18 protein-coding genes are annotated in these 23,005 nt (G+C 75.0%); 16 read left to right on the top strand and 2 right to left on the bottom strand.

The window, feature by feature from the left end:
* The 3 genes from AC6H2I_RS29970 to pseG form a co-directional block, all read left to right on the top strand.
* The coding region (locus AC6H2I_RS29970) for a tetratricopeptide repeat protein (protein ID WP_497504456.1) at positions 1-2,575 on the top strand (2,575 nt) is incomplete at its 5' end.
* Positions 2,576-2,685: 110 nt separating this feature from the next.
* Entirely contained in the window at positions 2,686-3,384 is a 699-nt protein-coding gene (locus tag AC6H2I_RS29965) for a hypothetical protein (RefSeq protein ID WP_497504454.1), read from the top strand.
* A 12-nt stretch (positions 3,385-3,396) separates the two neighbouring features.
* Positions 3,397-4,527, top strand: coding sequence for a UDP-2,4-diacetamido-2,4,6-trideoxy-beta-L-altropyranose hydrolase (pseG, locus tag AC6H2I_RS29960; RefSeq protein WP_497504453.1), 1,131 nt, complete (start codon positions 3,397-3,399; stop codon positions 4,525-4,527).
* A 12-nt stretch (positions 4,528-4,539) separates the two neighbouring features.
* On the opposite strand, the gene AC6H2I_RS29955 is transcribed toward pseG, so the two are convergent.
* A complete protein-coding gene (locus tag AC6H2I_RS29955; RefSeq protein ID WP_497504452.1) occupies positions 4,540-5,313 on the bottom strand; it encodes an SDR family NAD(P)-dependent oxidoreductase in 774 nt (257 codons plus the stop codon).
* A complete protein-coding gene (locus tag AC6H2I_RS29950; RefSeq protein ID WP_497504451.1) occupies positions 5,310-6,392 on the bottom strand; it encodes a 3-oxoacyl-ACP synthase III family protein in 1,083 nt (360 codons plus the stop codon). The genes AC6H2I_RS29955 and AC6H2I_RS29950 overlap by 4 nt, the downstream gene beginning before the upstream one ends.
* A gap of 117 nt (positions 6,393-6,509) precedes the next feature.
* On the opposite strand from AC6H2I_RS29950, the gene AC6H2I_RS29945 reads away from it, so the two are divergent.
* From AC6H2I_RS29945 to AC6H2I_RS29885, 13 genes are all read left to right on the top strand, one after another.
* A complete protein-coding gene (locus tag AC6H2I_RS29945; RefSeq protein WP_497504450.1) occupies positions 6,510-7,328 on the top strand; it encodes an SDR family NAD(P)-dependent oxidoreductase in 819 nt (272 codons plus the stop codon).
* 51 nt (positions 7,329-7,379) lie between these two features.
* On the top strand, positions 7,380-7,997 hold the full coding sequence (locus tag AC6H2I_RS29940; RefSeq protein WP_497504449.1) for a GNAT family N-acetyltransferase: 618 nt from the start codon (positions 7,380-7,382) through the stop codon (positions 7,995-7,997).
* Positions 7,998-8,150: 153 nt separating this feature from the next.
* On the top strand, positions 8,151-8,876 hold the full coding sequence (locus tag AC6H2I_RS29935) for a nucleotidyltransferase family protein (RefSeq protein ID WP_497504448.1): 726 nt from the start codon (positions 8,151-8,153) through the stop codon (positions 8,874-8,876).
* 173 nt (positions 8,877-9,049) lie between these two features.
* A complete protein-coding gene (locus AC6H2I_RS29930; protein WP_497504447.1) occupies positions 9,050-10,642 on the top strand; it encodes a glycosyltransferase family protein in 1,593 nt (530 codons plus the stop codon).
* Complete coding sequence (locus AC6H2I_RS29925; protein ID WP_497504446.1) at positions 10,639-12,237, top strand: glycosyltransferase; 1,599 nt, start codon at positions 10,639-10,641, stop codon at positions 12,235-12,237. The genes AC6H2I_RS29930 and AC6H2I_RS29925 overlap by 4 nt, the downstream gene beginning before the upstream one ends.
* Positions 12,238-12,239: 2 nt before the next feature.
* Positions 12,240-13,295, top strand: coding sequence for a pseudaminic acid synthase (pseI, locus tag AC6H2I_RS29920; RefSeq protein WP_497504445.1), 1,056 nt, complete (start codon positions 12,240-12,242; stop codon positions 13,293-13,295).
* Complete coding sequence (locus tag AC6H2I_RS29915; RefSeq protein WP_497504444.1) at positions 13,292-14,062, top strand: cytidylyltransferase domain-containing protein; 771 nt, start codon at positions 13,292-13,294, stop codon at positions 14,060-14,062. Before pseI ends, AC6H2I_RS29915 begins: the two co-directional genes overlap by 4 nt.
* Before the next feature lie 35 nt (positions 14,063-14,097).
* Entirely contained in the window at positions 14,098-14,331 is a 234-nt protein-coding gene (locus AC6H2I_RS29910; RefSeq protein ID WP_497504443.1) for an acyl carrier protein, read from the top strand.
* A gap of 37 nt (positions 14,332-14,368) precedes the next feature.
* A complete protein-coding gene (locus AC6H2I_RS29905; RefSeq protein ID WP_497504442.1) occupies positions 14,369-15,211 on the top strand; it encodes an alpha/beta fold hydrolase in 843 nt (280 codons plus the stop codon).
* Complete coding sequence (locus AC6H2I_RS29900; RefSeq protein ID WP_497504441.1) at positions 15,199-16,323, top strand: ketoacyl-ACP synthase III; 1,125 nt, start codon at positions 15,199-15,201, stop codon at positions 16,321-16,323. The genes AC6H2I_RS29905 and AC6H2I_RS29900 overlap by 13 nt, the downstream gene beginning before the upstream one ends.
* A gap of 168 nt (positions 16,324-16,491) precedes the next feature.
* The gene (locus AC6H2I_RS29895; RefSeq protein WP_497504440.1) at positions 16,492-18,360 is read left to right on the top strand and encodes a flagellin N-terminal helical domain-containing protein; all 1,869 of its coding nucleotides are present in this window, start codon (positions 16,492-16,494) and stop codon (positions 18,358-18,360) included.
* Positions 18,361-18,465: 105 nt separating this feature from the next.
* Positions 18,466-18,924, top strand: coding sequence for a flagellar biosynthesis repressor FlbT (locus tag AC6H2I_RS29890; RefSeq protein ID WP_497504439.1), 459 nt, complete (start codon positions 18,466-18,468; stop codon positions 18,922-18,924).
* The coding region (locus AC6H2I_RS29885) for a tetratricopeptide repeat protein (protein WP_497504438.1) at positions 18,921-23,005 on the top strand (4,085 nt) is incomplete at its 3' end. The genes AC6H2I_RS29890 and AC6H2I_RS29885, both read left to right, overlap by 4 nt.

Genomic DNA, 23,005 nt, shown 5'->3' with positions numbered 1-23,005 from the left:
CTTCCCCCCCCCCCCCGCGGCACCCCCGCTACCCCCCCCCTGGGGGCGAAGCGCGCCCCCCCGCGCCCCGGGGCGCGCCCCCCCCCCGCGGGGGCCCGGGGCACCGGAGGCGGGCCCCCCCCCGCCGGCTCCGCCCCCGCCGCCCCCGCCGGCGCGCACCGGGGCGGCGCGCACCGGGGCGGCGGGGCCGCTGCTGGCGCAGGCTCTGGCGGCGCACCGCGCCGGCGACCTGCCGCGGGCCGAGGGGCTGTACCGCCGCGCCCTCGACGCCGAGCCCGGCCACCCCGACGCCTTGCACCTGCTGGGCGTGCTGGCGCACCAGATCGGTGCCCACGCGGCGGCGGCGGAGCTGATCGGCCACGCCATCGCCCGGCGCGGCGGGGTGGCCGAGTACCACGGCAATTTCGGATCGGTGCTTCAGGCGCTGGGGCGGCCGGGGGAGGCCGTGCTGAGCTACGAACGCGCCGTCGAGCTGCGCCCGGCCTTCCCGGAGGCGCTGAACAACCTCGGCAGCGCCCTTCAGTCGCTGGGGCGGCGCGCGGCAGCGGAGGCGCGCTACCGTGCCGCCCTCGCCCTCGCCCCGGACTACGCGGCGGCCCGTGCCAACCTCGGCACCCTGCTGCTCGAACTGGGCCGCGCCGAGGACGCCCGTGCGGCGCTGGCGCGCGCCGTCGCCGGCGACCCCGGGGCGGCCGACGCGCGGCTCGGCCTCGCCGCCGCGCTGGCCGACCTCGGGCAGGCCGGGGCGGCGGAGGACCAGGCCCGCGCCGCCGTCGCGCTGGCCGGCCGCGACCCCGAGGCGCACGCCGCCCTGGGCCGGGCGCTCTACCTCCAGGGCCGCCTCCCGGAGGCGGCGGACAGCCTGGAGCGGGCGGCGGCGCTGGGCGGGCGGCGGGCCGCCGCCCTCGATCTGCTGGGCGCGGTGCGGCGGCGCCTTGGCGACCCCGCCGCCGCCGTGGCGTGGCACCGCCGCGCCGTGGAGGCCGAGCCGGAGCGCGCCGCCGCCCCCACCAACCTCGGCCTGGCGCTCGGCGATCTGGGCCGGCGGGCGGCGGCGGCGGCGGCGCATCGCCGCGCCCTGGCCCTCGACCCCGGGTTTCCGGAAGCCTGGAACAACCTCGGCGTCGCCCTTCAGGGGACGGCCGACGCGGCGGCGGCGGAGCACGCCCACCGCCGCGCCATCGCGGTGGCCCCGCGGAGCGCCGAGAGCTGGGGCAACCTGGGGGCGGCGGCGCTGCGGGTGCGGTCCTGGCAGCGTGCCGAGGCGGCGTGCGGCCAGGCCCTGGTCCTGCGCCCCGACCTTGCCGGGGCGCTGACCACCCGCGGCGCCGCCCGCAAGGGGCAGGGGCGGTTCGCCGCCGCCGCCACCGACCACCGGCGGGCCCTGGCCGTCGCCCCCGGCCACGCCAAGGCGTGGTCCAACCTCGGCACGGCCCTGGCCGGGCAGGCCCGCTGGCGCGAGGCCGTGGCGTGCCACCGCACCGCCCTGGCCGTCGCGCCCGACACCGCCGACGCGCTGCTCAACCTCGGCCACGCCTTGCAGGCGCAGGGACGGCCGGAGGCGGCGGTGGCACCGACCGCGCGCGCGCTGGCCCTGGTGCCGGACCAGCCGAACGCCCGGGTCAACCGCGCCTTCCAGCGACTCGCCCGTGGCGACCTCGCCGGCGGCTGGGCCGACTACGCGCACCGCTTCGCCGCCGGCGAGGCGGTGCCGCGGCGCCTGGCCATGCCGGCGTGGCAGGGGGAAGATCTTGCCGGCAAAAAAATCCTGGTGTGGGCGGAACAGGGCCTGGGCGACGAGCTGATGCACGCCACCCTGCTGCCCGAGCTCATCGCCGCCGCCGGTCACGTCGTGATGGAGGTCGACCGGCGGCTGGTCGGGCTGTTCGCCCGGGCCTTTCCCGCCGCCACCGTGCGCGCCGAGACGGCGGCCCCCGACGACGCCGACCGGCACGCGCCGATGGCCGACCTGGCACGCTGGCTGCGTCCCCGCCTGGCGGCGTTTCCGCCGGACCGGACGGGCTGGCTGCGGCCCGACCCGGCCCTGGCGGCGGCGTGGCGCGACCGCCTGGCGGCGCTGGGCCCCGGCCTGCGGGTGGGGGTGGCCTGGCGCAGCGCGCGCATCACCGCGGAGCGGGCCGGCGCCTACACGACCCTCGACGCCTGGCGGCCGCTGCTCACCCTGCCCGGGGTGCGGCCGGTGCTGCTGCAGTATGACGACTGCGCGGCCGAGGTCGCGGCGGCGGAGCGGGCGTTCGGCGTCACCATCCAGCGGTGGCCCGACCTCGACCTGCGCAACGACCTGGAGGGGGTGGTCGCGGTGATGGCCGGTCTCGATCTGGTGGTTGCCGCACCCACCGCGGTCGGGGAGCTGGCCGGCGCGGCGGGGGTGCCGGTGTGGCGGGTCGGCGTTCCCGGCGACTGGTCGGCGCTCGGCACCGGGTGCCGGCCCTGGTTCCCGTCGATGAGGCTGGCCGAGCCGCCCCGCGGGGCCGCGCTCGGCGACGCCCTGGAGAATTTGGCACGACGATTGCTTGGGCTCAGGCGGCCAGAGGGCGCGTCCGCCGGGAATTAAGGAACGGTTAAGGCGGGCCGGCGTAGGGTGGCGTGTGGCAGGAGGTGTGCGCACGCTCCGCGCGGGTCACTGGCGGGATGCGGCAGCGATCGCGGATTGGGAGAGGTGTCATGGCAGACGATGGATTGGCCGGCGTCAACTCGATGGTCACGAGTCTGACGGACTCGATCAACTCGGCGGTCAAGCGGCTTCAGGCGCAGCAGGAATCGGCGCAGCCGGACAACGTCCAGGAGTTCCGCAAGGACGTCAAGAAATCGTCCTTGAACACCCGCGGTTTCGCCACCGACGCCGGTGTCCTGGCGAAGAACATGACGCGCCTCAACGTCATCAGCAATCTGTCGGGCGGCGACCCCGCGGATTTCTACAAGTTCCGCGCCGCCAACACCGGCGAGGTCACGCTCGGCCAGATCGGCGACCCCGGTGTCAACATCCAGGTCATGAACAAGCACGGGCTCGTCCTCGCCGACAGCAGCAAGGAAGCCGGCGACAAGTACGAGAACTTCAAGAGCATGATGCAGGGTGAGTACACCCTGGAGCGGGGCGACTACACGATCCGCGTGGCCCGGGAGAAGGGCGAGGCGAAGACGGAGTCGAAGAACTACGCCCTGCAGCTGAGCATGGGGACCTACACCAAGGACTTCGACACGGTGGCCAAGCAGCCGGCCAAAGGCGACAACCCGCTGGAACTGTCGGCCGGCCAGCAGGAGATGCTGAGCGGCCTCAACGCCGCCATCGAGAACATGAAGGCGATCCCGACGGGGCAGACCGGCAGCCAGAAGCTGATGGGCACCTTCAACCTGTTCGTCTGACGCGCCACCGTCATGGGCGCCGCCATGGGCGCCGCCGCCCCGACGGCCGGCACGGTGCTGTTCCGCGCCGACGCCGGGCCGCAGCAGGGGGCCGGCCACGTCATGCGCTGCCACGCCCTGGCCGAGGCGCTGGGCGAGCGTGGCTTGGCGCTTCATCTCGCCGCGACCTCCCTTCCCGAGCCGCTGGCGGCGCGTCTGCGCACCGCCGGTGTCGCCGTGCACGCCCTGTCCGGTCCCCCGGGCACGGCGCAGGACCTCGCCGGCACGCTGGACCTGGCCGATCGGCTCGCCGCCGCCGCGGTGGTGGTCGACGGCTACGCGTTCGGCACGGCGTGGCGGGCCGGCCTCGCGGCGTCCGGGCGCTGCGTCCTCGCCTTCGACGATCTGGCCGACGGGCCGCTCCACGCCGACCTCGTGGTCAACGCCGCCCTCGACGCCGCGGCCCTTCCCTACGACCGCTGGGCGCCCGGCGCGACGCTGCTGCTGGGGCCGGCCCACGCGCCGCTGCGCCGCGAGATCCGCGACGCGGCGCGGGCCGCCGGGCCGCCGCCCGACGCCCGCGCTGCGGTCCTCGTCACCTTCGGCGGCTCCGACCCGCTGGGTCTCACCGCGCCCTGCGTCGCCGGCCTGGCCGCGGCGCTGCCCGCCGGCGTGCGCATCGACGTGGCGGTCGGCGGCGCCAACCCGCGCGCGGCGGCGCTGGACGCCCTGGCGGCGGGGCTGGGCGGCCGGGTGGCGGTGCACCACGACACCCCGGCCATGGGGCGGCTGATGGCGGCGGCCGGGCTGGCGGTGTCGGCGGCGGGCACCACCACCGCCGAACTGGCCGCGGTCGGCGTGCCGGCGGTTCTCGCGGTGGTCGCCGGCAACCAGGAGCGGGCCGCCGACGGCTCCGCCCGCGTCTCTTGGTGCGCCCTCGTCGACGGCCGGTGCGCCGGTGCGGCCGCGCGGATCGTCGCGGTGGCGGTGGCGCTGTGGGGCGACCCGGCGCGGCGCCGGGCGATGGCCGCGGCGGCGCGCGGGATCGTCGACGGCGAAGGGGCCGTGCGCATCGCCGACGCCCTGTGCCGCCGCCTCGCCGGACGGTGCACCCGCCGTCCCCCAGCACCGGCGGTGACACCGCCGTCATTCACTGGGCGGTGAAACCGCCGTCATTCACTGGGCGGTGAAACCGCCGTCGACGGGCAGGGTTGTGCCGGTGATCCAGCGCCCGCTGTCGGCCAGCAGGAAGGCGCAGGCCGCGGCGACGTCCTCGGGCGCGCCGTAGCCCAGGGGGTGGGCGGCGGCCAGGGCGGCGTTCTGGTCGGCCGGCAGCATGGCGAACTGTTGTTCCGCCCGGGCGCCCATCACCACCGCCGGGGCCACCACGTTGACGCGGATGCGGCGGTCGGCCAGCTCCAGCGCCAGGGACTGGGCGACGGACACCAGCGCCGCCTTCGACGCGGCGTAGAGCGAGCGGCCCTTCTGGCCGGCCAGCCCGGCCACCGACCCGACGAGGACGATGGCGCCGCCGCCCTCGGCATGGACCGCGCGCTGCTGGAATCCGCGCGCCAGCATCAGGGCGGCGCCGACGTTGAGGGTGAAATAGCGGTCGAACTGGGCGCGGTCGACCTGGCGCAGCACCGAATACCCCTGCACCGAGGCGGAATGGACCAGCCCGTCGAGTCGCCCGCCGTCCGCCGCCAGCCCCTTCATCCAGCCGGGGATGGCGTCGAGGTCGGTGAGGTCGAAGGGCGCCACGGTGTGGCGCGCGGGGTCGTCCAGGGCTTGGCGGGTCTCCTCCAGCGCGTCCGGCCGGCGGCCGGCCAGCACCAGCCGGGCACCCAGCCCGGCCAGGGTCACGCACAGGGCGCGGCCGATGTCGCTGTCGGCGGACGCCCCGGTCACCAGGACGCGCCGGCCGGCAAGGTCGAAGGGACCCGCCGTCACGGCGCCAGCACGGGGAAGTCGTCGGGCAGCTCGACCACCTCCGGCGCCGGGATCGGCCCGATGGACCCGACCAGGGCGCCCCACGACCAGCCCACGCCGAAGCCGGCCAGCAGCAGGCGCCGCGAGCCCGTGGCCAGGCTGTCGCCGAGGCGGTGGGCGATGGCCAGCGGGATCGAGGCGGAGCTGGTGTTGCCGAAGTCGTGCATGTCCACCACGAAGCGGTCCGCCGGGATCTTCGTCTTCTTGCGCAGGTGCTCCAGCATGAAGGCGTTGGCCTGGTGCATGACGCAGGCGTCGAGGGCGTCGACGGTGGTCCCGGCGAAGTCCAGGGCGTCGCGCACCAGGGGCGGCACCGCGCGCAGCGTGAAGGCGAACACCTCGGCGCCGTTGAGGGCGAGGCGGGAGTCGGCGAACAGGCGCTCCTCCTCCTCCGCGGTGCGGGGCACCAGGCCCGGGGTGAGCGCGTTGCGCCGCCCCCCCGCCTTGACCCAGATGTTGCGGGCACCCGATCCGTCGGTGCCCAGCACGGCGTGGAACGGCGGTGCCCCCGGTGCCACCTCCAGCGCCGCCGCACCGCCGGCGTCGCCGAACAGGGGCAGGGTGGAGCGGTCGCCCGGCACCAGGTGGCGCGAGCTGATGTCGCCGCACAGCACCAGCGCCCGCGCGCCGTCGGAGCCGCCCAGCAGCCGTCCCGCCATCCACAGCCCGTAGACGAAGCCGGAACAGCCGAGATTGACGTCGAAGCAGGCCGCCGTGGTGGGCAGGCCGAGGCGCTTCTGCATGATGCAGGCGGTGGCCGGCACGTTGTAGTCGGCGTCCTGCGAGACGAACACCAGGACGTCGACGCTCTTCGGGTCCCAGCCGAGCTGGGCGAGGAGCCCCTCGCCGGCGGCGACGCAGAGGTCGGAGGCGCAGATGTGGGGCGGCGCCACGCGGCGCTCGTAGACGCCGGTGGCGGCGAAGAGTTTTCCGGCCTCCTCGGCGGTGAAGACGCTATGGTCCTCCATGAACGAATGGCGCGGTCGCGGCACCACGGCGCGCACGCCGGCGATGCGGATGTTGTCGATGACCGCCTTCATGTCGCCTTCCCGTCCCCCAGCCGGACCGGACCGGGCCGGGGCCGGCCCGACACGCCCGTTCGCCGAACATTAACCGACCCGACGCTAGGGTCGAAACGATTAAGGAAGCGGAAAAAGGTGGACCTGCGCGATGACCCGCCCCGCCCCGCCGCGCCGGCGGCCACGCCCCGCGACACCGCCGTGACCGTTCCCGTCGCTCCGTCCGGGGCCCGGGTGCTGGTGACCGGCGCCTCGGCCGGCATCGGCCGCGCCACCGCGGTGCTGCTGGCGCGCGGCGGGGCGCGCGTCACCCTCAACGGGCGCGACCCCGGCCGGCTGGGCGAGACCCTCGCGGCCCTGGAGGGGGAGGGGCACCGCATCGCCCCCTTCGACCTGGCCGACGCCGACGCCATCCCCGCCTGGCTGAAGGACCTCGCCGCCGCCGGGCCCTTCGACGGCATGGCCCACTGCGCCGGCGTCCAGGTCGGCAAGCCGGTGCGCGCGGTCGACCGCGCCTTCTTCGACGAGACCCTGCACGCCAACCTGCTGAGCGCCCTGGCCCTGGCGCGGGGATTCCGGCAGAAGGGGTGCCACGGTCCGCGCGGCGCGCTGGTCCTGGTGGCCTCCGTCGCGGCCTTCATCGGCCAGCCCGGGAACGTGGTCTACGCCGCCAGCAAGGGCGGTCTGGTGGCGGCGGCACGCGGCTTGGCCATGGAGCTGCTGCGCGACGGCATCCGCGTCAACTGCGTCGCCCCGGCGATGGTCGAGACGGAGATGATGGAGCGCTTCCGCCGCACCACCACCGCCGAGCAGTTCGACGCCATCCGCGCCGCCCACCCCATGGGCTTCGGCCGGCCCGAGGACGTGGCCGCGGCGATCGCCTTCCTGCTGTCCGACGCCGCCCGATGGATCAACGGGGTGACGCTGCCGGTCGACGGCGGCTACCTCGCCCAGTGACCGCGACCGGATGATCCCCGACCGGATGATTGCCGACCGAGTGACCGCGCCATGCCCTTCCGATTCCGCCACCCCACCCCGGACGACGCCGCCCTGCTTCTGGCCTGGCGCACCGACCCGGCGATCACCCGCTTCATGTTCACCGACCTGGTGAATCCGGACGTCGAGCGCCAGCGCGCCTGGCTGCGCGCCATGGAGGGCCGCGACGACGTCGTCCATTTCGTCGTCGAGCACCAGGACCGGCCCGTCGGGTACCTCGCCTACACCGACATCGACCGGGTCAACCGGCGCTGCTCGTCGGGCTCCTACATCGTCGACCCCGCGGCCCGGCGCACGGTCGCCGGCTTCCTCTACAACTTCATCATGGACTACTGCTTCCACGGCCTCGGCATGAACAAGTTCGTCAACCAGTTCATGGAAGGGAACGACGCGGTGATCGCCATCCAGCGGCGCCTCAGGATCCGCGAGGTCGGCGTGCTGCGCCAGCACGTCTGGAAGCACGGGCGGTTCCACGACGTCCACGTCTTCGAGCTGCTCAAGAGCGAGTGGGACGAGCGGCGGCACCCCTTCCCGCGGACCCACACCTTGGCCGCCTTTCCCGCCGTTCCGCCCGGCGGGGGCCCTATCGCCGGGTCGCCACCGATGAATTCCGATGACATGCCTCAATGAATCGTTAACCTAGCCGTCCCATAACGCGTCGGTGCGGTTCCTGGGGAGGGGCCGCGGGGGCCAGGGGGATGCGCACGGTGATGACCCATCTACAGACCATCGCGCCGCGGGGCGGCCTGGCGCCGATGCCGCGCCGCACCGGAGGGTCGAACGGTGCGGCCTGAGGACGCCCTGCGCTCCGTTGACGTGGCGGTGCTGGCGGGGGGGCTCGGCACGCGCATCCGCGGCGTGCTCGGCGACATGCCCAAGGTGCTGGCGCCGGTGGCCGGCCGGGCCTTCCTCGCCCATCTCCTGGACTATCTCGCCCGCTACGGCGCGCAGCGTGCGGTGCTGTGCCTCGGGCATCTGGCCGACCGGGTGACCGCCTGGCTGGCCCAGGGGGATTCCCATCACGCCATCGACGTGGTCTGCCAGGTCGAGCCGCGGCCGCTGGGCACCGCCGGTGCCCTGCGCTACGTGCGCGCCGAACTGCGCACGCCCCACGTGCTGGTGGTCAACGGCGACACCTTCCTCGACGCCGACCTCCGGGCCTTCGTCGCGTCCCACCGGCTGTCCGGCGCCGAGGCGTCGGTGCTGTGCGTGGAGGTCGAGGACGCCTCCCGGTTCGGGCGGGTCGAGATCGGCGCCGACGGGCGGGTGCTGCGCTTCGCCGAGAAGGCGCCGGGCAGCGGCACCATCAACGCCGGGGTCTACCTGTTCACCGCCGGCTTCCTCGACCGCATCGCCGCGTCCGACGCGGTGTCGCTGGAGCGCGACGTGCTGGAGCGGTTGCCGCCCGGCACCCTTCACGCGGTGGTCGCCCGGGCCCGCTTCGTCGACATCGGCACGCCGGAGAGCCTGGCCGCCGCGGCCGAGCTGATCGGCGGGGAGATGCCGTAAGCGGGTTCACCGGATCGGGCCGCGCCCCGGCCGACGGCGCCCGGGGGTGGCGGGCCGGGGTGGAGACGGGGCCGGCGGACGCGCCGGTGTTGAATCCTGGGCCAAAGCCCGCTACCAGTGCGGTCTGGTGTCAGGGAGACGGGAGTCCGATGGCCGCTCCGGAGCGTCGTTTCATGCCGACCGATCCGGCGGCGCGGGCGCTGGTCGACGACCTGATGGGCCACCTGACGGCGCGCGACTTCGACGCCGACGCGATCGCCCGGTTCAGCGCCCTGTGCGAGCGGATTCGCCGCGAACTGGACCTCGACACGCGCATCGCCCTGGCCGACGGGCTGCGCCGCCGGCCGCCCATCGGCGACACCATCCGGGTCCATTCGGTGCTGTTCCAGCTCACCGGCGACCTCTACCACTACGAGCGCATCCTCCACTATCTGCTGTTCGGCATCGACGGGGTGGCGCCGGAACTGCTGCACTACACGTACTGGTGCCTGCAGCGCCAACTCTTCCTCGGCCGCGCCGCACCGGGCACCGCGGCGGCCTTCGGCGCCTGCGACCTGTTCCGGTTCTACGAGGCGATGGTGCGTGCCCTGGCGCGGCGCTGGGCGCTGGCGCCGGTGCGCCGGCCGGGGCGGCCGGGGCCGATCCGCCGGGTCGCGGTGGTCACCAACCAGTTCACCGGCGACGGCCACCAGCCGTCGCGCGACGCCTTCGACGTCGCCGCCCGCCTCCAGGACGACCACGGGCTGGAGGTGGCGGTGGTCAACGCCAACCTCATGCCGCTGCGCATCGAGAACCTGTTCATCCCGCCGATGGTGGTGGAACTGATCGAGGCCTACGAGGGGGTGCGGGAGGTCGAGATGTTCGGGCGCCGGGTGCGGATGGCGTCCTTCACCGGTCGCGCCTTCGAGCGCGCCAAGCTGGCCGCGATCCTCGACACCCTCGACCGCTACGACCCCGACGTGGTGGTGGCCTTCGGCGGGTCGAACATCGCCGCCGATCTCTGCGCCCTGGCCGGGGCGCGGCCCGTGGTCTGCCTGCCGACCACCTCGGGGCTGACCATGTCGCTGGCCGACATCCTGCTGGGCTTCGACGAGCACGACTACACCGCCGATCTGCCCGCCCTCTACCGCGGCCCCTTCGCCCGGCGGTTCCGGCCGTTCTCCTTCGGCTATTCCCTGCCGCCCACCGGCGCCGGGAGCGAAGCCGGCGGGGAGGCCGGATTCGGCGACGCGTTCGTCTGCGCCGTCGTCGGCACCCGGCTGGACGAGGAGGTCGACGCCGCCTTCATCGCCCTGCTGGAGGAGGTGCTGGACCGGGCGCCGGGCGCGGTGGTCGCCTTCGCCGGCCACGCGCGGGGACTGGCGGGCCGCCTTGCCGCCTCCCGCCACGCGGCGCGCCTGCGCTGCCTCGGTCATGTCGCCGACATCCGCGCCCTCTACCGCCGCTGCGGCGCCGTGCTCAACCCGCCCCGCCAGGGCGGCGGCGCCAGCGCCGCCTACGCGCTCGCCGAAGGGGTGCCGGTGGTGACCTTCGCCGGCGGCGACGTGGCCAGCGTCACCGGGCCGGACTCCCACGTCCCCGACCGCGCCGCCTTCGTGGCGCGGGCCGTGGCGCTGGCCGGCGATCCCGCCCTGCGGGCGCGGCAGGGCGAGCGTGGCCGGGCGCGCTTCGACGCGGTGATCGACCGCCGCCACTCCATCGCCCGTCTGCTGGGCCACGCCGAGGAGGCGCGCGCCCTGTGGTCCGCCCGGGAGGCCGGGCCATGACCGGCCGTCCCGCGGCTCCGCCCGCCGCCACCGCCGCCGCCGCGGTCGCCGCCGCCCCCCTCATGCCCTTCCTGACGGCGCGGCAGTTCGACGCCGACACCATCAACGCGTTCGCCGCCACCTGCGAGCGCCTGCGCCGTGACCTCGATCTCGAGAGCCGTGTCGCGCTCGCCGAGCACCTGCGCCAGGCGCCGCCGACCGGCGACGTGATCCGGCTCAACTCGGTGCTGTTCGCGCTGACCGGCGACCTCTACCATTACCAGCGCATCCTGCATTACCTGCTTCTCGGTGGCGACAGCGTGCCGCCGGCCTTGATGCACTACGTCTACTGGGCCATGACCCGCCAGATCTTCCTGGGACGGGCGGCGCCGGAGTCGGCCCCGACCTTTTCCGTCTGCGACCTGTTCCGGTTCTACGAGGTGCTGGTCGACACCGTGGCCGAGCGCTGGGCCATCGCGCCGGTGCGCCGTGCGCCGCGTCCCGGGCCGATGCGGCGCGCCGTGGTCGTGACCAACCAGTTCCTGGGGGACCGCCACCAGCCGTCGCGCGACGCCTTCGACTTCGCCCGCCGCCTGGGCGACGCCGGCGTCGACACCACCATCGTCAACGCCAACCTGATGCCGCTGCGGGTCGAGGGGCTGTTCATGCCGCCGTTCTGCGCCGAGGTGGAGAGCCGCTACGACGGGGCGGCGCGGGTGGAGATGTTCGGCGCGCGGGTGGCCATGGCGTCGTTCACCACCCCCGCCTTCGACGCCGCCAAGCTGCGCGCCATCGTCGGCCGCATCGACCAGCTCGACCCGGACGTCGTGATCTCCTTCGGCGGCAACAACGTCGCCGCCGACCTCATCGCCCGCGCCGACGCCCGGCCGGTGGTGTGCCTGCCCACGACGTCCGGTGTGACCACCTCCCTGGCCCACCTCGTGCTGGGCTACGACGACGGCGACCCGACCGCCGGGCTTCCCGCCCTCTACCGCGCCCCCTTCGCCGCGCGCTACCGCCCCTTCGGCTTCGGCTTCACCCTGCCGCCGACCGCGGATGCGGCGGTGGATTTCGGTTTGGGCGACGGCTTCGTGTTCGGCGTCGTCGGCACCCGCCTCGACGACGAGGCCGACGCCGCCTTCCTGGCCCTGGCGGAGGCGGTGCTCGACCGCTGCCCGGGCGCCGTCGTCGCCTTCGCCGGCGCGGCGCCGGCGCTGCCCGGCCGGCTCGCCGCCTCCCGCCACGCGGCGCGGCTGCGGCCGCTCGGCCACGTCGACGACATCCGCGCCTTCCACGCCCGGTGCGGGGCCGTGCTCAACCCGCCCCGCCAGGGCGGCGGCGGCAGCGCCGCCATCGCCATCGGCGACGGCGTGCCGGTGGTGACCCTGCCGTCCGGCGACGTCGCCTCGGTCGTCGGCCCCGCGCTGCGGGTCGCCGACCGCGGCGCCTACGTGGAGCGGGCGGTGGCCCTGTGGGCCGACGCCGACCTGCGCCGGGACCTCGGTGCGGTCGCGCGGCGCCGCTTCGCCGACACCGTCGACCGTTGCCATTCCGTGACCCGCCTGCTCGCCCTGTGCGAGGAGGCGCGCGCCCTGCTGCCCGAGCCCCGGGAGTGACGATGCCCGCCGCCTTCTCCATCGCCGGACGGCCCATCGGGCCCGGCCACCCCCCCTACGTGATCGCCGAGATGTCGGGCAACCACGGCGGCGACCGGCGCCGTGCGCTGGCCCTCGTGGAGGCGGCGCACAGGGCCGGGGCGGACGCCGTCAAGCTGCAGACCTACACCGCCGACACCATCACCCTGGACCACGACGGGCCCGGTTTCCGCCTCGAGGGCGGGCTGTGGGCCGGGCGCACGTTGCACGACCTCTACCGCGAGGCGCACACGCCCTGGGACTGGCACGCCGAGCTGTTCGCCCACGCCCGCTCCCTGGGGCTCACCATCTTCAGCTCGCCCTTCGACGAGACCGCGATCGACCTGTTGGAGGGGCTCGACGCCCCGGCCTACAAGATCGCCTCGTACGAAATCGTCGACCTGCCGTTGATCCGCCGTGCCGCCCGGTCGGGGCGGCCGCTGATCGTCTCCACCGGCCTCGCCACCCTGGGCGAGATCGCCGAGGCGGTGGAGGCCGCCGCCGGGGCGCCGCTGGCGCTCCTGCACTGCGTCAGCGGCTACCCCACGCCGCCGGAGGACTGCAACCTCGCCACCATACCCCATCTCGGCGCGGCCTTCGGGGTGCCGGCCGGCCTGTCGGACCACACCCACGGCATCGCCGTTCCGGTGGCGGCCACCGCCCTGGGTGCGGCCATCATCGAGAAGCACCTCGTGCTGTCGCGCGACGACGGTGGCGTCGACGCGGCGTTCTCCCTGGAGCCGGCGGAGTTCAAGGCGATGGTGGGGGCGGTGCGCACCGCCCACGCGGCGCTCGGGCGGGTGAGCTACGCGGTGCAGCCGAGCGAGGCCGGGGGGCGCGACTACCGGCGCTCGCTCTACGTCGCCGCCGACGTTGCGGCGGGCGAGCCGCTGAGCGCCGCCACCGTGCGCTCCATCCGTCCGGGCTTCGGGCTGGCGCCCAAGCATCTGCCGGCGGTCCTGGGCCGGCGCGCGGCGCGGCCGCTGCGCCGGGGCGAACCGCTGCGCTGGGACATGCTGGCACCGGAGGACGAGCGGTGAGCAGCGGCGCCGCGGTGCGGCGGCCGCGGGTGGTCTGCATCTCCCAGGCGCGGATGACCTCGTCGCGGCTGCCCGGCAAGGTGCTGATGACGGCGGCGGGGGCCTCGCTGCTGGCCCACCACCTCGGCCGCCTGTCGCGCTGCCGCGGCGTCGACGCGGTGGTGCTGGCGACCACCGCGAACCCCGCCGACGACCCGGTGGCGGTGGCGGCGGCGCGCCTCGGCGTGCCGGTGTTCCGGGGCGACGAGGCCGACGTGCTCGGCCGCTTTGCCGGGGCCGCGGCGGCGGCGGAGGCCGAGGTGGTCGTGCGCGTCACCGCCGACTGCCCGCTCATCGACCCGGCGCTGGTGGACCAGGCGGTGGAGCGCTTTCTCACCGCCCGCGCCGGGCCGGCGCCGGTCGACTACCTGGCCATCGACACCACCCGCTTCCCCCGCGGACTCGACGCCGAGGTCCTCACCCGCGCGGCGCTCGACACCGCGGCGCGGGAGGCCACCGGGCCGGGCGAGCGGGAGCACGTCACGCCCTTCGTCTACCACCGGCCCGAGCGGTTCCGCCTCGGCGCCCCGCTCGCCCCGGACGGCCCCGTGCCGCACCACCGCTGGTGCGTCGACGAGGCCGCGGACCTGGAGCTGGTCCGCCGGATGCTGGCGGTGCTGCTGCCCGATGCCCCCGGATTCGGCTGGCAGGATTGTTGCAAATTGTTGCAGAACCATCCGGAATGGGCTGACATCAACCGCGGCGTCGGACAGCGTCCGGTGGCCTGACGCGACACCCACCGGCCCCGACAGGAGACAGGACAATGGACGGCAAGGAGTTTCTGCTGGCGCTGGACGAGATGCTGGAGCTCGACCCCGGCACGCTGACCGGCACGGAGGACCTGGACTCCCTGGAGGACTGGGATTCCCTGGCGGTCATCAGCTTCATCGCCCTGGTGGACGAGAAGACCGGGGTGGTGGTGGAGGGCGAGAAGCTGGCCCAGGCCCGCACGGTCGGCGACCTCATGGTGCTCGCCGGCGTCCCGGTCCCGGCGTGAGCCGCCGGTTGCGGTGATCCGGCGTGGGTGAGCGGGCGTGACCGCGGCCGGCGCCGGCCGGGTGCGGCGGCAGCGCATCGCGGTCGCCGGGGGGGAGGCCGCCGTGCTCACCCTTGGCGCCGGCCGCGGCGGCACGCCGGTGCTGCTGCTGCACGGCTTCGCCGGCGACCTGCTGACCTGGCAGTTCCTGGCGCCGGCCCTGGCGGCGGCGCGGCCGGTGGTGGCGGTCGACCTGCCCGGGCATGGCCGGTCGACGCTGGAGGTTGGCGAGGGGGCGGTGGCCGCGTTCGGGCCCTGGCTGGCGCGGGTGCTCGACGCCCTCGGCCTGCCCCGCGTCCACGTGGTCGGCCATTCCATGGGAGGACTGGTGGCGGTGAACCTCGCCCGGCAGGAGCCGGAGCGGGTCGGCGCGCTGTCGCTGATCGCCTGCGCCGGGCTGGGGCCTGGGGTCGACCGTGATCTGCTGGTGCGCCTGCCGCGCCTGGCCGACATCGGCGAGGCGGCGGCGTGCGCGGCCAGGCTGTTCGCCGGGCCGTCGCCCTTGATCGCGCGCACCGCCGAGGTCCTGCTGGCCCAGGCGGCCGACCCGGCCCGGCGGGGGGCGCTGGAGCGCGTCCTCGCCGCCTCGTTTCCGCCGGGGGCCGATCCGGCGCCGGTGGACTGGCCGGCGCTGCGCGTCCCGGTGCAGATCGTCTGGGGCGACCGGGACGCGGTCATCCCGGAGCCGGCGGCCGACCGGCTGCCGGCCGGCGTCCCGGTGGTGCGGATCGGGGGCGCCGGCCACCTGCCCCACGGCGAGCGGCCGGGACCCGTCGGCGCCGCGCTGCTGGACTTCCTGGCGGCGGCGGACCGCGATGGGGAGATGCCATGGTTGCCATGACGACCGAGGGGGTGCGCATCGCCGGGGTGGTGAGCTGCGTGCCGGAGCCCCGCCTCACCACCGACGACCTCGCATCGCGGTTCGGCGCGGACGCCGCCCGGCGTCTCGCCGCGGCCACCGGCATCGAGGCCCGCCACGTCGTGCCGCCCCACCAGTGCACCTCCGACCTGGCCCTGGCCGCGGCCCGCCACCTGCTGGACCGGCTGGGCTGGGAGGCGGGTGGCGTCGAGTTGCTGATCCTGGTGTCGCAGACCCACGATCACATCCTGCCGGGCAGCGGATTCCTGCTGCACCGGGCGCTCGGCCTGCCCAAGGCGGCCGCCGTGTTCGACATGGGGCTGGGCTGCTCCGGCTACGTCTACGGGCTGTGGGTGGCGTCGGCGCTGATGAGGGCGGCCGGGGTCCGGCGGGCGCTCCTGCTGGCCGGCGACACCACGTCGCGGCTGCTGGACCCCGCCGACCGGGCGGTGGCGCCGCTGTTCGGCGACGCCGCCGCGGCGACCGCGCTGGAGGCCGACGCCGACGCGCCGGCCATGGCCTTCGCCCTCGGTTCCGACGGGGCCGGCGCACCCTATCTGATGGTGCCGGGGGGAGGGCTGCGGCGGCCCGACGAGCCGGCCCGCCTGACCATGGACGGCACCCAGGTCTTCGCCTTCACCCTGCGCGAGGTGCCGGGCAACATCCGCGCCGCGCTGGACCGGGCGGGATGGACGATGGACCAGGTGGACCGGGTGGTGATGCACCAGGCGAACGCCCAGATGATCCGCCACCTCGGCCAGAAGATCGGCGCGGCGCCGGAGCGCACCGTGCTGGCGCTGGCCGGCTTCGGCAACACCAGCTCCGCGTCCATCCCGCTGGCGCTGACCCACGCCCTGGCCGACGACCTCCGCGAACGGCCGATGCGGCTCCTGCTGTCGGGGTTCGGGGTGGGCTGGTCGTGGGGCAGCGCGGCGGTGGCGGCGGGCCCCCTGGCGGTGTGCCGGACCATCGTCCTGGGGACGGACGGCCAGCCGGCAGACCTTGCCGGTCCGCACCCGGCAGGGATTGCCGGGCCGGCAAAGGGTGCCGAGGAGGAGGCACAATCTGCCGGGCGCCCGGCAAATTCTGCCTAGCCCGTTCGAGCGGTGCCGCCGCCCGGCGGTGGCGGGGGCAGGAATTGCCCCGTTCGGGCGGCAGCTTCGGACTGGTACGCTTCTTGCCTACCTCATACGGCGGGGAATTAGTCCCCCCTCCCCGGCGCAAGGGCCGGCGCGAGGTTCGTCTCCAAAGGAGTGAGTTCCATGGCCGTTAACGACGTCACGCTCGGCTCGTCGATGCGTTCCAACCTTCTGCAGCTGCAGAACGTGAACGACAAGATTTCGCAGAAGCAGACGATCCTCTCCACCGGCAACAAGGTCAACTCGGCCCTCGACGGCCCGACCGCGTTCTTCGCCGCCAAGGGCCTGACCCAGCGTGCGGGCGACCTGTCGGCGCTGAAGGACAACATGGGCCAGGCCATCAGCACCATCAAGGCGGCCGACAAGGGCATCTCGTCCATCGACGCGTTGATCGAGCAGGCCCGCGGTCTGACCACCGCCGCCTACTCCGCGCTGGGCAACGACGCCGGCTCGGTGGCCACCCGCAAGGCGCTGGCCGAGCAGTTCAACTCGCTGAAGGGCCAGATCGACAAGCTGGCCGAGGACAGCAGCTACCAGGGCAAGAACCTGCTGGCCGGCAACGGTCTGCGCCTCGACACCACCAGCACGTCGCGCGCCGCCGTCAACACCATCGCCGGTGTCGACAACGCCCGTGTCACCAACGTCATCGCCACCGACACCTACTCGGTCCGCATCAAGGGTGACGGCTCGATCGAGGGCAAGGCCGGCGACATCAACGAGGCGGAGGCGGCGCACGGCCTGACCGGCCTGAAGCTGTCGGGCACCCAGAGCAGCTCGCTCGGCAACTTCTCCGACGTGTCGGTCGAGGTCCGCGGCGCCACTGGCCGCGAGCGCTCGTTCATCGTCGGCGACGGCACCGAGTCGCGCACCATCTCCTACTTCGACAACAGCCAGTCGATCGCCGCCACGACCAACACCACGGCGGCCTCGGCCACCGCGCAGGTCACCGCGGTCAAGATCAGCGGCACCATCGAGGAAGGCGACATCTTCTCGGTGACGGTGGAAGGCCAGACCTTCGCCTACACCGCGACCGCCGCCGACGTGGCGGTGGGCCAGACGGCCACCGCCAACGTGGCCGCCCACCTCAGCAACTCGATCTCCACCGCGCTCACCTCGGGCGGCCGGCTGTCGGGCACCAGCTTCGACCTGGCGAGCGCCTCGGCCTCCGGTGACACCCTGACCCTGACCGGTGCCACGACCCCCAACTCGGCCCGCGAGGTTACCGTCAGCGCCAAGGCCGAGAACGCCCTGACCAAGAAGATCTCCGAGAGCTTCGCGTCGGGCACGGTGGTGTCGTTCACCGTCGACCGCAAGCTGCTGGAGCAGGCGGCCAACGACGGCAACGGGATCTCGACCATCGAGAAGAGCGTCGACATCCAGATCACCGCGACCAGCCTGTCGGGCCAGCAGATCACCCGCGACGGCACGGCCGCCCGCGGCGAGGGCAAGCTGTCCAACGGCGAGAACGCCTTCGCGTTCGACACCGGCACGGTGCGCCTGAACGTCGACGAGAAGACCGTCAAGCAGGCGGCCTCGGCCAACTGCGCGGCCAACCTGACGACCATCCAGGTCACCGACGCCAACTCGTCGAACGACCTGACGGTGCAGTTGAACGAGCGCAACACCAACTCGATCAACGTGCTCAGCCAGAACCTGACCACCGATGGCCAGGGCATGCGCCTCGACTACGCGCAGAACGACTGGGCGGACCGCGGCGACATCGACAAGGCGGTGGAGAGCATCGACTACGCGAAGGACCACCTGCGGTCGTCCTCGCAGACGCTGTCCACGAACCTGAACATCGTCACGACCCGCGAGAACTTCACCAAGGAGTTCAGCGACGTGCTGGTGGAAGGCGCCAACAAGCTGACCCTGGCCGACCAGAACGAGGAAGGCGCCAAGTTGCTGGCCCTGCAGACGCAGCAGCAGCTCGGCTCCATCGCCCTCTCCCTGGCCAACCAGTCGCAGCAGTCGATCCTGCGGCTGTTCTAAGCCGGCGTCTTCGGGTAGGATCGCCCCGGACGGGCGGCGGCACCAGCCGCCGCCCGTTCTTTTTTTGGCGGCACCGCCGCCGCGGCACGCACCGGGTAGTGATTCATGCCTCTCAAGTTCGTTCTGCGCCCCAACGAGAAGGTCATCATCAATGGCGCCGTCATCGGTGCCGGGGATCGTCCAGGCTCATTCTTCCTCTACAACACGGCCAACTTTCTGCGTGGGCGTGAGGTGCTGAAGGAAGAGCAGATCGACTGCATCGAAAAGAAGCTCTATTTCGTCATTCAGCTGGTCTACATCTTCCCCGAGGACGCGGCGCTGAACCTCACGCGCTTCAACGGCATCCTCGAGGAGACGCGCGCCGCCCGACCCGACAGCGCCCGCGACCTCGACGAGATCGCGCAGCTCGTGGAGGCGCGCAACTATTACCGCGCGCTCAAGATCTGCCGGAAGCTGTTCAAGGGGGCCGGCCGTGCCGAGGCGGCGCTCGGCGACGACGAGGCGGCCGGCACCGACGGCGCGGCCGACCATCCGGCCGATCACGCGGCCGACCCGACCCCGTGACCCCACCGCCGGCCGCGCTGGACCAGGTGCTGGCCGATGCCGTCGCCCGACACCGGGAGGGGCGGCTCGACGACGCGGCCGCGCTGTACCGGCACGTGCTGCGGGAGGATCCCGCGAATCCCGACGCCCTTCATCTCGCCGGCGTCCTGGCCCACCAGATGGGCCGGGCGGATCGCGCCGGCGCCCTGATCGCCGGCGCGGTGGCCGCCCTGCCGGATTTCGCCGAAGCCCACCGCAGCCTGGCCCGGCTGGCTTTCGCGCGCGGCGCCGTGGTGGCCGCCGCCGCGGGGTTTCACCGCGTCGGCCGGCTCCGGCCCGAGGATGCGGACGCCGCCCACGACGAGGGTGTTGCCCTGGAGGCGGCGGGACGCCACCGCGAGGCGGCCCGCGCCTACGCCGCCGCCGTGGCGCGCCGCCCGGAGCACAGCGAGGCGCGCTTCCGCCTGGCGACCCTCTACGCCGATGCCGGCCAGCCCGAGCTGGCGGTGCCGCACCTCGGCGAGGTGGTGGTGCGCGTGCCGCGCCATGCCGCGGCGTGGCGCACCCTGGCGCTGTGCCTCTCGGCCCTCGGCCACGGCGACGCCGAGCTGGCGCTGCGCCGCGCCCTGGCCGACGCGCCGTCCGACGCCGACCTCAACCGCCGGCTGGGGCTGCTGCTGCTGGGGGCGGGGCGCCTGGCCGAGGCCGAGCCGCCCCTGCGCACCGCGCTGGCGGGCGCCGCCGGCGACCGGTCCGGCAGCGCCGCCGCCGTGGCCGACCTGGTGAGCCTCGGCATCTGCCTGTTCGGCCTGCGCCGTCCCGGCGCCGCCGAGGCGGCGCTGCGCCGGGCCCTCGTCCTCGACCCCGGGTGCGCCGCGGCGTGGCACAACCTTGCCGCCGGGCTGGACGATTGCGGTCGCGGCGCCGCCATGCCCTTCGACCACCGGATGGCCGGCTACCGCCGTGCCCTCGCGGTCCGGCCCGACTATGTCCGGCCGCTCGACAACCTGGCCGGCCTGCTCGCCGCCCGCAAGGACCTGGCCGCGGCCGAGGCGCTGCGCCGGCGTGCCCTGGCGGTGCAGCCGGACGGGGCCGACGCCCTGACCGGCCTCGGCGAGATCCGCCACGCGCAGGGCCGCATCGGCGACGCGGAGACCGGCCACCGGCGCGCCCTGCGCCTGATGCCCGACCATGCCCAGGCGTTGGCGAACCTGGGCCTGGTGCATCAGGTCCTGGGCCGGCCGGACGCGGCGGAGCGGGTCTACGGCGTGGCCCTGGCGCTGGCCCCGGACTACGCCGAGGCGCTCGCGAACCTGGGCGTCGTGCGCTGGACCCGGCACGGCGCCGCCGCCGCCGAAGCGGGGCTGCGCCGCGCCCTGCGGGTCGCCCCGGATCTGCCGGTCGCCCGCCACAACCTCGGCCTTCTGGCGCTCGAGGCGGGGAACCTCAAGCCCGGCTGGGACGGCTACCAATGGCGATTCCGCAGCCAGGGCTGCGTGGACCGGGCGATCGCTGCCCCCCTCTGGCGGGGCGAACGGCTGACCGGCCGCCCGCTGCTGGTGTGGCGCGAGCAGGGGATCGGCGACGAGCTGATGTTCTCGTCGTGCTACGCGTCGGCGGCGGCCGCCGCCGGGGCGCTGGTCGTCGAATGCGAGCCGCGCCTCGTCGGTCTGTTCGCCCGTGCGCTGCCCCAGGCGACGGTTCGGGCCGAGACGGTGGGGCCGGACGGGGGGGAAAGGGTCGTTCCCGTGGACGCCGCCGCCCACGCCCCGGCCGGCCGGTTGCCACTGCTTGTCCGCGGCACGCTCGCCCGCTTCCCGGGGCGGGCCGGCTGGCTGGTCGCCGAGCCGGCACGGGCGGCGGCGTGGCGCGACCGGGTGGCGGCGCTCGGCCCGGGGCTGAAGGTCGGCATCGGCTGGCGCAGCGGCCTGATGACCCGGGAGCGGGCGGGCGCCTACACCCGCCTGGACGCCTGGGGGCCGCTGTTCGCGGTGCCCGGGGTGGTGTTCGTCAACCTGCAATACGACGATTGCGCGGCCGAGATCGCCGAGGCCGAACGGCGCTTCGGGGTGCGGGTGCACGGCTGGGACGACCTCGACCTCAAGGACGATTTCGAGGCGGCCGCGGCGCTCGTCGCCGCCCTCGACCTGGTGATCTCGCCGGCCATGTCGGCGGGCGAGCTGGCGGGGGCGCTGGGCGTGCCGGTGTGGCGCTTCGGCCGCCGCGACTGGACCCAGCTCGGCACCGCGGTGCGCCCCTGGTTCCCCACCATGCGCCTGTTCCAGCCCCGCCCCGGCGAGCCCCTGGAAGCCACCCTGGCCCGCATGGCCGCGGCGCTCCGCCACCTCGTCCCGCCCCCCGCCCCCGACCCCGTCCCGGACCCCGCCGGCGCGGTCGACCCGACGGCCCTCGACCGGGCGGTGTCCCTCTACCGATCGGGTGATGCGGAGGGGGCCGAACGGGCGGTCCGCGCGCTTCTCGCCGTCGCGGCCGGCCATCCCGTGGCCCACCATCTTCTGGGCGTGCTGCTCAAGCGGCGGGGTGACCACGCCGCCGCCGCCATGCATTTCGGCGCGGCCGCGGCGGCGGACCCGGGCAACGCGGCGGCCCACGCCGGCCAGGCCGGGGCGCTGCAGGCGGCGAGCCGGCCCGCGGAGGCCGAGACCGCGCTGCGCCGCGCGTCGGTGGCGCAGCCCGACGGTGCCGGCCACTGGCTGAACCGCGGCGTCGTGCTGGTGGGGCTGGAGCGGCTCCCGGAGGCGGACCGCTGCCTGCGCCGGGCGCTGCGCCTGCGCCCCGACCTCGGGCTGGCGCACACCCAGCTGGGCAATCTGGCCGAGGGGCCAGCGGCCACGGCGGCACACCGGCGGGCGGTCGCCTGCGATCCCGACCGGGTGGAGGCCTACGTCAACCTCGGGGGCGCCCTCCACACGCTGGACCGGATCGCCGCGTCCGAAGCGGTGCTGCGTCGTGCCGTGGCGCTCGACGCCGGCCGGGCGGCGGTGTGGACCAACCTCGGCAACGCGTGCGCCGCGCTCGGCCGGCCGGTGGAGGCGGAGGCGTGCCATCGCCGCGCCCTCGATCTCGACCCGGCGTCGGCCGACGCCCACGCGAATCTCGGGCACCTGCTGCACCGGGCCGGCCGGCCGGCCGAGGCCGAGGCCGCCTACCGCGCGGCGCTGGCGGCCGGACCGCGCCACGCCCAGGCCCACCACGACCTCGGCCTGCTGCTGCTGGAACAGGGGCGGCTGCGCGAGGGGTGGGCCGGGCACGACTGGCGATTCGGCACGGACCAACTCCGCCGCCACGTCCGGCGCTTCGCGGCGCGGGGCTGGCGCGGCGAGAACCTCGCCACCGCGCGCGCCCTGGTGTGGCGCGAGCAGGGGGTGGGGGACGAGTTCCTGTTCGCCTCCTGTTACCCCGACCTCGCGGGCCGGGCCCGTCATCTGGTGATCGAATGCGACTGCCGCCTGGTGACGCTGTTCGCCCGCTCCTTTCCCGGGACGACGGTGCGCCCGGCGGCCGGCGACGACCGGCGCGACACCGACGTGCACGTCCCGGCGGGAACGCTGCCCCGCTACCTGCGGCCCGCCATCGCCCGGTTCCCGGGGCGCCCGGGGTGGCTGGTCCCCGATCCGGCGCGGGTGGCGGCGTGGCGCGACCGGGTGGCGGCGCTTGGCCCGGGGCTGAAGGTCGGCATCGGCTGGCGCAGCGGCCTGATGACCCGGGAGCGGGCGGGCGCCTACACCCGGCTGGACGCCTGGGGGCCGCTGTTCGCGGTGCCCGGGGCGGTGTTCGTCAACCTGCAGTACGGTGACTGCGCGGCCGAGATCGCCGAGGCCGAACGGCGCTTCGGGGTGCGGGTGCACGGCTGGGAGGACCTCGACCTCAAGGACGATTTCGAGGCCGCCGCGGCGCTCGTCGCCGCCCTCGACCTGGTGATCTCGCCGGCCATGTCGGCGGGCGAGCTGGCGGGGGCGCTGGGCGTGCCGGTGTGGCGCTTCGGCCGCCGCGACTGGACCCAGCTCGGCACCGCGGTGCGCCCCTGGTTCCCCACCATGCGCCTGTTCCAGCCCCGCCCCGGCGAGCCCCTGGAGGCCAC

Source organism: Azospirillum sp. NS33, from assembly GCF_059703765.1.
This window is presented reverse-complemented; position numbering and strand designations above follow the sequence as displayed.

Bases quoted from the DNA above. Each gene is read 5' to 3' on its own strand.
- AC6H2I_RS29965 (WP_497504454.1), top strand. From the start codon at position 2,686: ATGGCAGACGATGGATTGGCCGGCGTCAACTCGATGGTCACGAGTCTG.
- pseG (WP_497504453.1), top strand. From the start codon at position 3,397: ATGGGCGCCGCCATGGGCGCCGCCGCCCCGACGGCCGGCACGGTGCTG.
- AC6H2I_RS29950 (WP_497504451.1), bottom strand. From the start codon at position 6,392: ATGAAGGCGGTCATCGACAACATCCGCATCGCCGGCGTGCGCGCCGTG.
- AC6H2I_RS29940 (WP_497504449.1), top strand. From the start codon at position 7,380: ATGCCCTTCCGATTCCGCCACCCCACCCCGGACGACGCCGCCCTGCTT.
- AC6H2I_RS29930 (WP_497504447.1), top strand. From the start codon at position 9,050: ATGCCGACCGATCCGGCGGCGCGGGCGCTGGTCGACGACCTGATGGGC.
- AC6H2I_RS29925 (WP_497504446.1), top strand. From the start codon at position 10,639: ATGACCGGCCGTCCCGCGGCTCCGCCCGCCGCCACCGCCGCCGCCGCG.
- pseI (WP_497504445.1), top strand. From the start codon at position 12,240: ATGCCCGCCGCCTTCTCCATCGCCGGACGGCCCATCGGGCCCGGCCAC.
- AC6H2I_RS29910 (WP_497504443.1), top strand. From the start codon at position 14,098: ATGGACGGCAAGGAGTTTCTGCTGGCGCTGGACGAGATGCTGGAGCTC.
- AC6H2I_RS29900 (WP_497504441.1), top strand. From the start codon at position 15,199: ATGGTTGCCATGACGACCGAGGGGGTGCGCATCGCCGGGGTGGTGAGC.
- AC6H2I_RS29895 (WP_497504440.1), top strand. From the start codon at position 16,492: ATGGCCGTTAACGACGTCACGCTCGGCTCGTCGATGCGTTCCAACCTT.
- AC6H2I_RS29890 (WP_497504439.1), top strand. From the start codon at position 18,466: ATGCCTCTCAAGTTCGTTCTGCGCCCCAACGAGAAGGTCATCATCAAT.